General features: G+C 41.0%; 14 protein-coding genes. 8 read left to right on the forward strand and 6 right to left on the reverse strand.

Annotation, left to right across the window (positions count from 1 at the left end):
• Nucleotides 1-139 precede the first annotated feature (139 nt).
• A complete protein-coding gene (locus V7783_RS17715) occupies nucleotides 140-391 on the reverse strand; it encodes an FAD assembly factor SdhE (protein WP_054205400.1) in 252 nt (83 codons plus the stop codon).
• Nucleotides 392-521: 130 nt separating this feature from the next.
• Between V7783_RS17715 and ygfZ the strand changes: the two genes are divergently transcribed.
• On the forward strand, nucleotides 522-1,433 hold the full coding sequence (gene ygfZ / locus V7783_RS17720; protein ID WP_335679852.1) for a tRNA-modifying protein YgfZ: 912 nt from the start codon (nucleotides 522-524) through the stop codon (nucleotides 1,431-1,433).
• A gap of 12 nt (nucleotides 1,434-1,445) precedes the next feature.
• Nucleotides 1,446-1,931 (forward strand): FKBP-type peptidyl-prolyl cis-trans isomerase, encoded by a 486-nt coding sequence (locus V7783_RS17725; RefSeq protein ID WP_335679853.1) that lies wholly within the window; start codon nucleotides 1,446-1,448, stop codon nucleotides 1,929-1,931.
• A 65-nt stretch (nucleotides 1,932-1,996) separates the two neighbouring features.
• On the opposite strand, the gene V7783_RS17730 is transcribed toward V7783_RS17725, so the two are convergent.
• The 5 genes from V7783_RS17730 to V7783_RS17750 form a co-directional block, all read right to left on the reverse strand.
• Nucleotides 1,997-2,449 carry a hypothetical protein gene (locus V7783_RS17730; protein ID WP_335679854.1) on the reverse strand — a complete coding sequence of 151 codons (453 nt, stop codon included), beginning with the start codon at nucleotides 2,447-2,449 and terminating at the stop codon, nucleotides 1,997-1,999.
• A 13-nt stretch (nucleotides 2,450-2,462) separates the two neighbouring features.
• Nucleotides 2,463-3,278, reverse strand: a complete 816-nt coding sequence (locus V7783_RS17735; RefSeq protein WP_335679855.1) for a DUF481 domain-containing protein — start codon at nucleotides 3,276-3,278, stop codon at nucleotides 2,463-2,465.
• A gap of 61 nt (nucleotides 3,279-3,339) precedes the next feature.
• Nucleotides 3,340-3,660 carry an HI1450 family dsDNA-mimic protein gene (locus tag V7783_RS17740; protein WP_335679856.1) on the reverse strand — a complete coding sequence of 107 codons (321 nt, stop codon included), beginning with the start codon at nucleotides 3,658-3,660 and terminating at the stop codon, nucleotides 3,340-3,342.
• Between the two features lie 107 nt (nucleotides 3,661-3,767).
• Nucleotides 3,768-6,884, reverse strand: a complete 3,117-nt coding sequence (locus V7783_RS17745; protein ID WP_335679857.1) for an efflux RND transporter permease subunit — start codon at nucleotides 6,882-6,884, stop codon at nucleotides 3,768-3,770.
• Between the two features lie 11 nt (nucleotides 6,885-6,895).
• The gene (locus V7783_RS17750) at nucleotides 6,896-8,062 is read right to left on the reverse strand and encodes an efflux RND transporter periplasmic adaptor subunit (protein WP_335679858.1); all 1,167 of its coding nucleotides are present in this window, start codon (nucleotides 8,060-8,062) and stop codon (nucleotides 6,896-6,898) included.
• Between the two features lie 301 nt (nucleotides 8,063-8,363).
• Between V7783_RS17750 and V7783_RS17755 the strand changes: the two genes are divergently transcribed.
• The 6 genes from V7783_RS17755 to V7783_RS17780 all read left to right on the forward strand — a co-directional run bounded on the left by V7783_RS17755 (nucleotide 8,364) and on the right by V7783_RS17780 (nucleotide 13,045).
• Nucleotides 8,364-9,155: a crotonase/enoyl-CoA hydratase family protein gene (locus tag V7783_RS17755; RefSeq protein ID WP_335679859.1), complete on the forward strand. Its 792-nt coding sequence runs from the start codon at nucleotides 8,364-8,366 to the stop codon at nucleotides 9,153-9,155.
• A 106-nt stretch (nucleotides 9,156-9,261) separates the two neighbouring features.
• A complete protein-coding gene (locus tag V7783_RS17760) occupies nucleotides 9,262-9,648 on the forward strand; it encodes a CidA/LrgA family protein (protein WP_335679860.1) in 387 nt (128 codons plus the stop codon).
• A complete protein-coding gene (locus V7783_RS17765; RefSeq protein ID WP_335679861.1) occupies nucleotides 9,641-10,348 on the forward strand; it encodes an LrgB family protein in 708 nt (235 codons plus the stop codon). The genes V7783_RS17760 and V7783_RS17765 overlap by 8 nt, the downstream gene beginning before the upstream one ends.
• A 40-nt stretch (nucleotides 10,349-10,388) precedes the next feature.
• Nucleotides 10,389-11,225: a mechanosensitive ion channel family protein gene (locus V7783_RS17770; RefSeq protein ID WP_335679862.1), complete on the forward strand. Its 837-nt coding sequence runs from the start codon at nucleotides 10,389-10,391 to the stop codon at nucleotides 11,223-11,225.
• A gap of 207 nt (nucleotides 11,226-11,432) precedes the next feature.
• Nucleotides 11,433-12,575 carry a PepSY-associated TM helix domain-containing protein gene (locus V7783_RS17775; RefSeq protein WP_335679863.1) on the forward strand — a complete coding sequence of 381 codons (1,143 nt, stop codon included), beginning with the start codon at nucleotides 11,433-11,435 and terminating at the stop codon, nucleotides 12,573-12,575.
• Nucleotides 12,575-13,045, forward strand: a complete 471-nt coding sequence (locus tag V7783_RS17780) for a hypothetical protein (RefSeq protein WP_335679864.1) — start codon at nucleotides 12,575-12,577, stop codon at nucleotides 13,043-13,045. The genes V7783_RS17775 and V7783_RS17780 overlap by 1 nt, the downstream gene beginning before the upstream one ends.
• Nucleotides 13,046-13,204: the final 159 nt, after the last annotated feature.

Below are 13,204 nucleotides of genomic sequence, written 5' to 3' on the forward strand. Positions count from 1 at the left end.
AAAACCGCATACTGCACAACTGATCAAACAAATAATTTGCGCATAAAGGGTCGTTAAAAAAAGGCTGAAACACACTGCAAACAAGCTAAAGTAGACCACAAAAGGCTTGTGGTCTGCGATGTTATTGTCAATGGTAAACCTATACACGAACTCGGTCTAAAATCAACTGCACCATTTGCTTAAGCTCAGGATCTTTGCACTCTTGGTGACCCATAAACCATGCAAATAAATCAGGATCATCTGCTTCTAACAAACGTTGCAATACCGCTTGCTGCTGTACAGATAACGAATCAAATGCCTCATCTACAAATGGCATAAATAACACATCTAGTTCTAACATGCCGCGACGACAAGCCCAGCGAATACGCGCTTTATTGTGAATTTCAGTCATTTTTTACCTCGCACTTAGTTGCTTTGCAGTTTAACAAATTGCACCTGAATAAACAGCTATTTATGCACCTATACCAGCAGCGCTAACTACGGTATTATATGCGCCTAGATTTCTTGTCACGCAGGTTTTTATGTCAACAGTACACGCATGCCCTTTATCACATCAGCTGATCCGCATAAGCGGTGTTGATAAACTCGCCTACCTTCATGGCCAAATTACCCAAGATATTAATAAGCTTAGTCAAACAAATTTTTTGTGGGCGGGACACTGTAACGCCAAAGGCAAACTATGGAGTGTTGCCAAACTGTTTGCTTATCAAGATAGTTACTATTTAGCGGCATCAGCCGTTGAAGTAGCACAATCCCTCACTGAATTAAAAAAATATGCGGTATTTTCAAAAGTTGAAATTGACACTGATAGCAGCAAGTTAATTGGCTTAATTGGCGATGATTTAACGGCAACCTTAGCAGCATTAAACATTCAGTTTAATGCGCAAGAGAGCGCTGCTGATTTTAGTCATGGTAAAGCCCTTAAATTAGCAGATAACCGTATTCTGTTGATGGTTAATGCGGATTTCTCACTGCCAGATGATGTAATTGCCCTTGAAAATGACGCACTGTGGCACCAACATAGTATTTTAGCGGGTGAGCCTGAGCTCAATGAAGCGGCACTAGGTGAATACGTACCACAAATGGTTAACCTGCAAGCAATTGGCGGAATAAGCTTTCGTAAAGGCTGTTACACAGGCCAAGAAACGGTTGCTCGCATGAAGTACCTTGGTAAAAACAAACGCGCTATGTATATCGTATCAGGACACAGTGATGGAGAGCTCGCAGAGCCAGAGCTTGAAACCCAAATGGGTGAAAACTGGCGCCGCGCTGGAAAATTAATCAGCCAAGCCTACAATCAACAAAGTAAAACCTTATTTGGCCTTGTTGTGTTGCCAAACGACAGTGAACCTAGTCAGTTGCTGCGTGCAAAACATGCCCCAACGGTAGAGCTATCAATTCTTCCTCTACCCTACTCTCTCGAAGACGAATAAACAGGAGTGACTATGATCATTGCAGCAAATAAAGTGGTAAAAATGCATTATTCAGTAATGGATAATGACAAAAACTCTATCGATAACTCATTTGATGGTGAGCCACTCATCTTTATCGTTGGTACCGGTTACTTAATTCAAGGCCTAGAAGATGCTCTACAAGGCAAAGAAGCTGGCGACACATTAAGTGTGACAGTACCACCTGAGCAAGGTTATGGCGAACGTCATGATGAGTTAATGCAAGCAGTACCAAAGTCAATGTTTGAAGGAATGGAAATTGAAGTCGGCATGCAATTTCGTGCTTCAACCGATGACGGTGACCAATCAGTTATGATCATTGATATTCAAGAAGATGAAGTGATTGTTGATGGTAATAATCCGCTTGCAGGGACTACTTTAAACTTTGATGTAGAAATACTTGAAGTGCGTGATGCAACGCCTGACGAATTAGAGCACGGCCATGTACATGGTGCTGGCGGCTGTGGTCACGACCACTAATATTGACAAGTATTACCGATATAAAAAAAAGCGCTACGGCGCTTTTTTTTATATCTATAATTTAATTATACGGTTGTAAGCTCTTCTAGCGGCTCACTTATCTTACCTGCCAATGCCGCTAACAAACCATCTTGATCATTAGTTCCTAAACGATATTGGCTGCCATCTTTTAAAGTTAACTGCACAGCACTAAACCCAGACACTGTGTAAATCCAGCCATCATGGGTAATGCGCAGTCCAATACCATGGCGAAAAGAATTTTCTACGGCTTTCGCTTCAATAATATCGGCTAGTTGTAACTTATCGCCAAATACCCCCGGGCCAAAACCCCAACTGATCTGGCTGTCATCAACTTTAATTGTTAAACCATGAAATAAGAAGCCCACCAGCAGTAAAATTGCTGCAAACACCATTAACGGCATATCTGCACCAATCAAGTACCAGGCTAACCCAACAAAGCTGGCAATCCAGCTTAAAATAACAAAAATAAACAAGGCAAACTGCTTATGTTGATACATAACACTCTCTAGATTAAAAACTATAAACTAATGTCGCACTTAGTTCTGAATCAAACTTTAACTTGTCGTCTTCCGGCTTGGAATTATAACGATACAAATAGGCAAACTTTAGTGATACTGAGCCCATAACTTGGCTTATCAAGGAGGTCTCTGACTTTAACCGTGAGTTTAACCCAGATAAAGATTGCTCAATACTTAAATCTTGATTAAAACGAGTACGTGTCGATACCGTACGCTCCCACTGTAGCGCTAACCGTAATAAATAACCGGTTTTAGTTTTATCTTCATCCTCTTCAAGCTCGGCATCATGTTCGGCCACAGAGCGATATAAACCAGGCCCTATATCAAAATCAACTTGGTTCTTTACTCCTTGATATAAACGATTACCATAGCCTGCTGCCAGTGTACTTTTGAAATCAAGACCACTGAATTCATCTTCTTCGTAATCGCCATACATAAAGAACGACGCATTTTTTACCCCAACCTTATAGTTACCCTGGGCTGAGAGGAAAATACGATTTGCCGAAACTTCATCATTGCCTGTGGTTTCATTACGGTCGCGTTTATATAAGCTGTCTATTTTGAATTGATTGCGCCATTTCTCGAGATCTTGGTATAAATTACCTTTGAACTTTAAACTGGTCGAATTGGTATTACCGCGGCTAACAATAAAGCCAAACTCCGTATCACCGTATAAAAGTTCACCCTGATGGATTTTATGTATCTCTTCATCTGAGAGTTGACCATACTCATGAAAATCTTCAAAAGGGTCTACAGCCCAGGCTTTTAAACTCAGCAAGCAGCTCAATAACAGTAATATTCTGATCACTGTACACTCACTTTACTGAGGTTAAAAATACGGCTACTTTCACACAAGTACGGCATCGATATTATTCGCTATCTTTCCACAGAATATGGCAAAACGGAGCATCTTTATCACGACTAATCAAAATCTTAGCAAATAAAATATCTTGATTATCAAATTCAAGGCCCACCAAAACCTGAATAAATAATTCCGGCTCTATTTCCAATGCAACAAAGTCATGCCATTGCTCATCAGGCTCACCTTCTTCAATAAAACCAAGCTCTTCGCGGTGTTGATTAAAGTCTTCAACATCTTGCTCACTGAGGTTGTCTGGGGCTAACTCTAAAAAGATATCGTAAGCTTGATGTGTTACTTCTTCTTCGCTGTATAAACGGGGTCCTGTCATCGCCATAAACCTTTCATGATGCTAATGCGAGATATAGTATCAAACCTCAGCAAATTTTTGCCAAAAAAAAGCCAGGTTTCCCTGACTTTTTTTACACAACGCTTATTTTACTGTTGCGTTGTCGCGGTGCCTTTAACTTTTTCACGCATTGATTGCACTAAACTATAAAATAACGGTACCAGTAAAGTGCCAAATATCGTCGCGGCCAACATACCAGCAAGTACTGTGACACCCAGTGATACACGGCTTCCAGCTCCGGCACCAGTAGCAAATACTAATGGTAATACACCAAGTACAAATGACAGTGCCGTCATTAACACCGCACGAAACCTCATTTTAGCGGCACTCAATGCAGCATCGAATATGGTTTTTCCTGCCAGGCGTTCTTCCATTGCAAATTCGACAATCAAAATAGCGGTCTTGGTCGACATACCAATTAGCAGTACTAAACCAACCTGCGCATAAATATTATTTTCCATACCTAATACGTAGAGCGCTAACATAGCCCCAAACATCGCCAACGGAATTGCTGCAATAACAGAAAAAGGAATAGTCCAACTTTCATATTGCGCCACTAAGAATAAGTAAACAAAGATAACCGCTAAACCAAATAAGATTGGTGCCATATTCCCCGCTTCAATCTCTTGCTTAGATTGCCCTGCCCATTCAAAGATATAACCATTAGGAAGTTGTTCGGCAAGCTCTTGCATTGCTGCAATTGCATCGCCACTTGAAAACCCAGCGGCAGCTTGACCACTGATACTGGCACTGCGATACAAGTTAAAGTGATTCAGGGTTGTTGGCCCAAGAATTGGTTCAAGTTTAGCAAGCGTAGTCAGTGGTACCATGTCTCCTTCGTCATTACGAACAAAGTAATGCTGTAAATCGGCAGGATTTTTACGGAACTCGCTCTCAGCCTGCATGATGACTTTATAAGTACGGCTAAACTGATTAAAGTCATTAATATACAGTGAACCTAGTTGCGCTTGTAGGGTTAAGAATATATCACTTAACGCCACTCCTTGAGCTTTTGCTTTATTTCGGTCTATCTCTAAAAAGTACTGCGGTACATTCGCTCTAAACGTACTGTATACATTACTTAGACTTGGGTGTTGATTCGCTTCATAAACTAAGCCATTAAGTACTTGCGCCAGCTCAGTCGGATCGCGACCTTCGCTGTCTTGTAAGCGAAATTCAAACCCTGCACTTGCACCTAGCCCAGGAATAGGTGGTGGGTTGAACACCATAATCTGTGCATCAGGCATCGCCCACAATTGCCCCATCAAACGCCCTATCACTGACTTTAAGCCAAGATCTGGTGCGGTTCGTTCTTCCCAATCTTTTAAAATAACAATTCCGAGCGCATTATTTGAACCAGCACCACCTAATAAGGAAAACCCCGATACCGCAATAAAATCAGTTGCCGCTGGCTCTTGTTTTACAATTTCACCTATTTTATGCATCACATCCTGCGTACGTCCTGCAGCCGCAGCATCAGGTAATTGTACATCCACAAATACAAAGCCTTGATCTTCTGCTGGTACAAAGCCCGTTGGCACGCTTTTAGCGAGCCAACCAGCCGCAACAAAAATAACTAATGCAAATATGGCCATCCGTGCAGAACGCTTTAAAATAAAGTGAATTATTTTACTGTAAACTGAGGTTGATTTAGTGATACCACTTTCAATAGGTGCCAACCACTTAATTGGTTTCATGGCTTTTTCATTTAGTAATAACGCACATAAAGCAGGGCTTAAAGTTAATGCATTAACTGACGAGATAAGTACCGCAAACGAGATAGTTACTGAAAACTGCTTATAAAGCTCACCGGTTATGCCGGGCATAAAACCGACCGGTACAAATACAGCTAACAACACCAGCGTGGTTGCAATAATGGGCCCTGTCACTTGCTCCATAGCTTTCGTTACCGCTTCTTTAATTGGTAACTTTTCTTCTTTGAGGATCCGTTCAACATTCTCTATGACAATAATCGCGTCATCAACAACAATACCAATAGCAAGCACTAGACCAAATAAGGTGATTAAGTTAATTGAATAGCCCATTGCCATCATAAACGCAAACGTACCGACAAGTGATACAGGGATTGCAATGGTTGGAATAAGGGTCGCTCGCCAGTTTTGTAAGAACAAAAATACCACTAACACAACCAAACCAACCGCTTGAAATAGCGTTATAACAACCTCTTCAATAGAGCGATTGATAAACTCAGTCGTATCATAAGGAATTGAATACTCCACACCATCTGGCAGCTGTTTGGCAAGCTCAGCCATGGTTGCTTTCACGTCAGTTGCGACTTGCGTGGCATTAGCATCGGTTAATTGGTAAATAACGATAAATGCCGTATCTTGTTGATTTAACTTTGCAGTGGTACTGTAATCGGCAGAGCCAAGTTCAATCCGGGCAATATCATTTAAACGTACGAAGTTACCGTCTTTATTTGCGCGAATAATGGTTTGGCCAAACTCTTCTGGAGTTTTTAAGCGCCCTTTTGCTTGAATTGAATACTCAAACTGCTGGCTAGGTAGGCTGGGTGCTGCACCGAGTTTACCCGCAGCCACTATCGTATTTTGCTCTTGTAACGCAGCTTGAACTTCGCCTACAGTCAGCCCTAAAGCCGCCATTTTGTCGGGCCGTAACCATAACCGCATGGAATAGGTTTTCTCACCCATTACTTCAGCAGAAGCAACACCGGGTATGCGTCCAAGTGGCTCAGTAAGATAGTTAGTTGCGTAGTTACTTAAAAATATTGCATCGATATTTTGTTGATTCGAGTACAAATTAATACCGAGTAACATTGAGCTGGACTTTTTCTTAACCGAAACGCCTTGGCGTGTTACCTCATTAGGTAAACCAGGCTCAGCAAGGGCGACTCGATTTTGTACATTTACTTGTGCAATGTCGGTATCTGTGCCCACTTTAAAGTACACTGTGATATTCGCAGTGCCATTATTGGTTGAGCTGGATTCGATATACATCATATCTTCAACACCATTGACTTGCTCTTCAATGGGTCGAATCACGGATTCTTCTACAATTTGCGCGCTAGCACCTGGATAACTGGCTGTGATTTGTACTTGCGGGGGCGTTATTTCTGGGTACATATTCACCGGTAGTAGCGCCATTGAGATCAGACCCGCTAGGGTGATCACAATGGAAATCACTAAGGCAAACTTTGGCCGCGCGATAAACGTTTTGCTGATCATGTGCGTTCCCTTTAGCTCGCTGCGTCTGTTTTGTTTGAGATTGTGCCAGTGCTGTGATCAACCTGTTTTTCGACCGGTTTGACTTCAGCGCCTTGACGCACTTTTTGCAGGCCTTCAACAATTACTTGCTCACCTTGTTCAAGGCCTGATTCAACGACCCACATTGCGTTGATCCGACGCCCTAACTTAACAATACGCGTTGCAACTTTATTATCAGCTCCCACCACAAGTACAAACTTACCTTGTTGGTTTTCTTGTACAGCGGCTTGTGGGATCAGTGCTTGTTGTTTTTTATCTTTACTTTCAACAATTAATGTTACAAACAAGCCGGGAACAACAATACTTTTTTGATTCGCAAAGGTTGCTCTTAATTCAACGGTGCCGGTACTGCGATTAATTTTCGTATCCGCAAAATCAAGCGTCCCCTTTGATTCAAAGCTTGAGTTATTAGGCAATCGCAATGATAAATCAATAGGCACATTTTGCGGATTACTATCACTGCCTTCATGTTTTTGACGGTAACTAATGTAATCAGCTTCTTCTACTTGGAAGTTGACATAAATTGGATCAACATCCGTCAATTCAGCCAATTCATTTGATGCAGGCCCAACAATATTACCCACGTCATAATTGACCTTACCTATACGTCCTGCGAACGGCGCTTTTATTTCGGTATAACTCAAATTTAGTTTGGCTTTTTCAAGGCTTGCTCTTGCTGAAGTCACAGCCGCAGCTGCTTGATCATACTTAGTGGTTAATTTATCTAAATCAGATTGTGATATAAATCCCTGTGAGGCAACTTCTTTACCACGCTTTAAATCTCGGGATGCGCCATCTTGGCCAGCAAGTTTACTTTTTAAATCCGCTTCAATTTCTGCGACAGATGATTGGTACTCGCTGGGGTCTATTTTTAATAATAATTGCCCTTTCTCAACATATGAACCTTCTTCAAAATGGCGTTCGATCAACTCACCCTCAACACGAGCGCGAATTTTTACTTCCTGATAGGCTTGTGTACGAGCAACGAACTCTCGGTAATCACCCACTTCTTGAGTCACCACATTAAATACAGAAACCGCCGGAGCAGGAGCCACTTGTTTTGTCGCGTTGTTATCTGAGCAACCAGCTAACGATGCAATCAATGTTGTACCCACAACGCCTTTAATTGCGAGTGACATGTAAGATCCTAAAATGCTAGGCGTGAACCGTTTTAGCATGGTTGTTCTCCTTGGTAGTTTGCGCATCCTACCTTTATGGTTATTTGCAAAAGGTGCTTAAACGCAACGTTGCGTTCAGTAGCTATATTGATCGATAAGATAACAATTAGTTCAGCTAAAAATATACACCACTTTGTAATCATTTGTGCGCCAAATTAACAATAACATTCGCTTATAGGGCTTATTTTTCAATTAAAAAGCCGTGCTTTACATCAATTCAATTAACTCGTAAGCTGATCTCAAACAGGTCAGAGGAGTTGACATGATAAACTTTGAAAAACAACAATCTATTGCCTTCGTGACATTATCCCGAAAAGATAAACAAAACGCGTTAAACTTTGTCATGTTCAAACAACTAACAACAATTATTAAGCAAATAAAAAAAGATGCCAGCATCCGTGCCGTTATTATTCAAGGTGAGGGGGAGCACTTTTGCGCTGGGTTAGATGTTACTGCAGTGATGAAAAACCCGATTAATATAATAAAACTGCTGTTTAAATGGCTGCCTGGAAACTGTAATTTAGCTCAACACGTTGTGCTTGGCTGGCAATCTTTGAGTGTGCCGGTATTTGCGGTGATCCAAGGTAACTGCTTTGGTGGCGGGCTACAGATAGCCCTCGGCGCTGATTACCGTATTGTTCACCCTGATGCCAAACTCGCTATTATGGAAGCACGTTGGGGACTGTGTCCGGATATGGGGGCGAACGTTATTTTGCCTAGCTTAATAAAGCGTGATGATGCGATGTGGCTTGCCAGTCATGCCGAGCCTATTAGTGCCGATAAAGCGTTGCAATTGGGGTTAGTAACGCAAGTAAGTGACGACCCTAAACAGCACTGCTTAGCTATGATAGACACTTTATTAGCTCGTTCGCCAGATACATTGGCGGCAATCAAGCGAGTGACGCAACAAAGTTTTAACTCCTCAAGAAGACAAATTTTAGCCAAGGAAACAATCAGCCAAATTCGTCTACTCGTTAATAGCAATACCAAAAAAGCCATCGCTAAAGCCAAGGGCGCGGATAACATTGAGTATCAAAACAGTAAACGCTGGTAACATAATTGCGCAGTCACTTTGTGCAGTGACTGGTTAGCAATAAGTCGCATAGCGTAAATTCACAATACATGATGAAGTTTAGTACCTCCCAGTAAGTAAATAATCAATGGATACGCAAACCACTGTGCTAAAAAAACTGTTCCCCTATTTGCTTAGTAGCTCGTTAATTTTGGGCTGCTTAGCGGTTGCAAAAATAATTATGTATTGGCTGCAAGGCAGTTTTCCAGCTCCTTTATTAGCCATGCTCATACTGCTTACTTTATTGTTAACTAAGGTTGTTAAAGAACATCATCTGGCACCTTGTGCTAAACCTTTATTAAATTTTATGCCGCTGTTTTTCATTCCCGCAGGGGTCGGCTTTATTGAACATCTTGGCATCATTGCTCAACAATGGCAGTTTTTAAGTGCCGTGATCATTTTAGTGCCATTAACTAGCTTATTACTGATTGCCACGCTGATTTGCACTTTTAAAGGTCGGGTTGAACATGATTGAGCTTTGGTGGTTAAGTATTCCTGTTATTATTTCGGTGTTTCTGGGGCTCAAAAAACTCAATGCATCGATCACCAACCCTTTATGTAAAGCATTAACTAATCCTGTTTTTATTACGATTGCATTGATTGGCTTTGTATTAATCAGTTTAAAACTTCCCTATAAGCAATTTGCCACACATAGTCAGCTATTAAGTAGCTTGTTAGAGCCTGCAATTGTTGCTTTGGCACTGCCGTTGTATCAACAATTTGTGCATGTCCGAAAAAACTTTTTACTAATCGTCGGCAGCTGTACTTTAGGTATTATCAATGCCACTTTTATTGCCACACTACTTAGCTGGGCATTTTCGGTTGAACCACAATTGGCTGCTTCAGTTGCTGCGTTATCAGTTACCACGCCTATCACACTACTCGTTACCGATTCGCTTGGTGGCATTGCTTCATTAGCAGCAGCGATGGTGATTTTTATCGGCTTACTAGGTGCTTTATTCGCCTTACTTATTTTACGCTTAGTGGGAGTTTATAATCATCAGGCACAAGGTGTAGCAATTGGTACGGCGTTTCATGCCATTGGCACTGCTGCTGCACTTGTTGAGCATCCACGCATTGGCGCATTTGCGTCTGTGGCGATGGCATTAAGCGCATTACTAACAGCGTTAATCGTGCCGTTACTTTATCCATTTTTAAGTCAAGCTCTGCTATGATACGCAGTAATACTTCAAGCAAATTATTTATGGCCATGTGATGATCAGTTCAGAAATACAACAAGTCGAAAAATATTACACCATGATCAGCGAGTACCTTGTTAAATACAGTATGCAGCTAGTCGGCGCATTACTCATTTTGATTTTTGGTTTATGGGTAGCACAAAAAATATCGAAAATGGTCGCCGCATTAATGGCACGCAATAATATCGATATCACCCTCACCAACTTTGTCAGTAATGTAGTGAAAGTATTGCTGATCATCATGTTCGTAATTATCGCGCTGGGGAAAATAGGCGTGAGCGTTACCCCATTCGTCGCTGCAATTGGTGCTGCATCGCTTGGTGCTGGTTTAGCACTGCAAGGCATGCTATCAAACTATGGCGCTGGTCTTGCCATTATTGCTACTCGACCATTTATTGTCGGCGATACTATTGAAGTTAAAAACGTCAGTGGACAAGTCAAAACCATCGAACTGGGCTACACCATTTTGATTAACGAAGAAAAAGTAGAAATAACCATTCCCAATAAACATATCGTTGGCGAAATATTGCATAACTCGTTTAACTATTCGCTCGTCAAAGGTGAGATTGATATTGCCTACAATGCCAATGCACAGCATGCCATAGAACTCATAGAAGAGGTTTTAAAAGTGCATGAATTAGTTGCTGATGAGCCTCTTGCACAAGTTGGTATTGAACGCTTTGCTGATAGTGGCGTGACTATCAGTTACCGCTACTGGGTGCCCACTACTAAGATTATCGAAACTAAACTTGCCATTAACGGCGGGGTTTATAGTGCTATTCAAGGCGCGGATATTGAAATCCCATTTCCGCAACGCGTTATTACTATTAATAAGCAAGAGCTTGATAGCTAAATAAACAAGTAACAATAAGAGGGCTCAGGCTCTCTTATTGTTACACCAGCAGTCACTGTACTAAACAGATTACCATTCAATTCCCTCCCTTTGTTGTCACTGGTTTTAAAGCCTTAATTGATAAATTGAAATTGGCTATAAATTAATAGTACAATGACTCAAACACAACACTAACGATAACGAGTGTTATTTCCATAAAGGTTAATGATGGCAAAACTAAGTAAGCGATTTTGGTTTCAATTACATGGCTGGTTCTCGCTACCAGTGTGGGTTTTATTCTGTTTTATTTGTGTAACAGGCACTATTTCGGTGATCAGCCACGAATTAACGTGGCTAACCAATTCGCAAGCGCGTGCAAGTAATCCTGATAACTTACCTGAACAATCTAAGCAAACGCTTATTGACAGCTTAACAAGCAAATATCCAACTGCTGATGTAATGAGTGTTGTTAGTTACGAGCCTTATTTAGTCAATGCAATTATTTTTACTGATACTGATAAACCATATGCTACAGCCTATGTAAATCAATACACAGGTGAAGTACAAGCGGTCTATCAAACCACTTCATTCATCGAGTTTATGCGTACTTTACACAGCTGGTTATATTTTCCATGGCAAGAAGGCTATAGCGTTGGCTACTATCTTGTCAGTGCCATGGCATTTGTGACTTTGGGTGCCTTAGTAACTGGCTTAATAATTTATAAAAGCTTTTGGCGTGCTTTCATTCAACCTAAAATCCGCTTTAATCAAGGCAGTAAAACGTTATTAAAAGATTTACATACAATGGGCGGTGTTTGGTCTATTTGGTTTATGGCGATTATGAGTTTAACTGGGCTGTGGTATTTAGCTCAAGCTCTTATGTGGCATAACGAAATTGATATTGAAGAACATCCGCCAATAGTTAGTGAAGCCCAATTACCAAGTGCAAGTACTGCAACAGCAATTGATTTAGACAGTGCAATTACGATTACTAAAAACCAGTTTAGTGAGTTTACTCCTACATACATCATGCTTCCTGAGCATAACCGCGGTATGTATAGCATCATGGGTGCCGGTGATACTATTTTTTATGATGGCTATTCATATTCGACATCAGTGAACCCGTGGACAGGTGAAATCGCAACGAGTAAAAGCCCAGAAACCATGAGCACGTTACAAACTCTGTCACATATTGCAGATCCATTACATTACGGCACAATTGGTGGTATCTGGACCAAAATAATTTGGTTCCTATTTGGCGTAATTTTAAGTGGTATGTCAATCACCGGCTTTATGATGTATTCAAAAAAACTTGTTAAAGTACAAAAACCAAGCCCTGTGACAATTAACGATACTGCGGAGGCTAACTAATGGCACGCTTACAAAAAACCTGGTGGCAACATAACAAGTATTTACTTAATGCACTGATTTTGGTGTTACCTTGCATCTATATTTATCAGGCATTAAACCCAACATTCCCAGATTTATGGCAAGAGCAAACAGTGGGTGAATTTAAAATAGCGCCGATGCCACTAAATATGGAACAACCCTACTCACACCATAACGAATATGTGAAAGATTTCTTTTTAGCGTTTAACCAAGGTGAAATCAGTAACATTCGCCAAGCTTATTTAAATATAGGTCCACAACCTTTGCCGCTGAGTGAGTTTGCAAAAGGGGATGAAGGTATTATGCACGGTACCAATCACGGACAACACGCCCATGCAGTAGCGTCTTCAACCATCAGCAAAGATGACAAGCTGTGGGTTACCATTCAAACTTGGCAAGGAAAAGAACTCGTTCAACACTGGTCAATCCCAAGCCAGTTAATACAACAATAATCAGCTAGCTTAGGGTGCCTTGCCCTAAGCTTCCCCTCCCCTTAACGTTACTCATCGTCAATTTTCGCCTATAAAAATCAGCCTAAATCACTATTTTTTAACTTTTATTAAACATCACAAAAACAAAACCTTTACAAATGTATTAATATAATAAAGTAT

Source organism: Pseudoalteromonas sp. (genome assembly GCF_036960685.1).
Classification (GTDB): domain Bacteria; phylum Pseudomonadota; class Gammaproteobacteria; order Enterobacterales; family Alteromonadaceae; genus Pseudoalteromonas.

Coding starts and splice junctions, on each gene's coding strand:
- V7783_RS17715 (WP_054205400.1), bottom strand. CDS start 391: ATGACTGAAATTCACAATAAAGCGCGTATTCGCTGGGCTTGTCGTCGC.
- ygfZ (WP_335679852.1), top strand. CDS start 522: ATGTCAACAGTACACGCATGCCCTTTATCACATCAGCTGATCCGCATA.
- V7783_RS17725 (WP_335679853.1), top strand. CDS start 1,446: ATGATCATTGCAGCAAATAAAGTGGTAAAAATGCATTATTCAGTAATG.
- V7783_RS17730 (WP_335679854.1), bottom strand. CDS start 2,449: ATGTATCAACATAAGCAGTTTGCCTTGTTTATTTTTGTTATTTTAAGC.
- V7783_RS17740 (WP_335679856.1), bottom strand. CDS start 3,660: ATGACAGGACCCCGTTTATACAGCGAAGAAGAAGTAACACATCAAGCT.
- V7783_RS17745 (WP_335679857.1), bottom strand. CDS start 6,884: ATGATCAGCAAAACGTTTATCGCGCGGCCAAAGTTTGCCTTAGTGATT.
- V7783_RS17750 (WP_335679858.1), bottom strand. CDS start 8,062: ATGTCACTCGCAATTAAAGGCGTTGTGGGTACAACATTGATTGCATCG.
- V7783_RS17755 (WP_335679859.1), top strand. CDS start 8,364: ATGATAAACTTTGAAAAACAACAATCTATTGCCTTCGTGACATTATCC.
- V7783_RS17760 (WP_335679860.1), top strand. CDS start 9,262: ATGGATACGCAAACCACTGTGCTAAAAAAACTGTTCCCCTATTTGCTT.
- V7783_RS17765 (WP_335679861.1), top strand. CDS start 9,641: ATGATTGAGCTTTGGTGGTTAAGTATTCCTGTTATTATTTCGGTGTTT.
- V7783_RS17770 (WP_335679862.1), top strand. CDS start 10,389: ATGATCAGTTCAGAAATACAACAAGTCGAAAAATATTACACCATGATC.
- V7783_RS17775 (WP_335679863.1), top strand. CDS start 11,433: ATGGCAAAACTAAGTAAGCGATTTTGGTTTCAATTACATGGCTGGTTC.
- V7783_RS17780 (WP_335679864.1), top strand. CDS start 12,575: ATGGCACGCTTACAAAAAACCTGGTGGCAACATAACAAGTATTTACTT.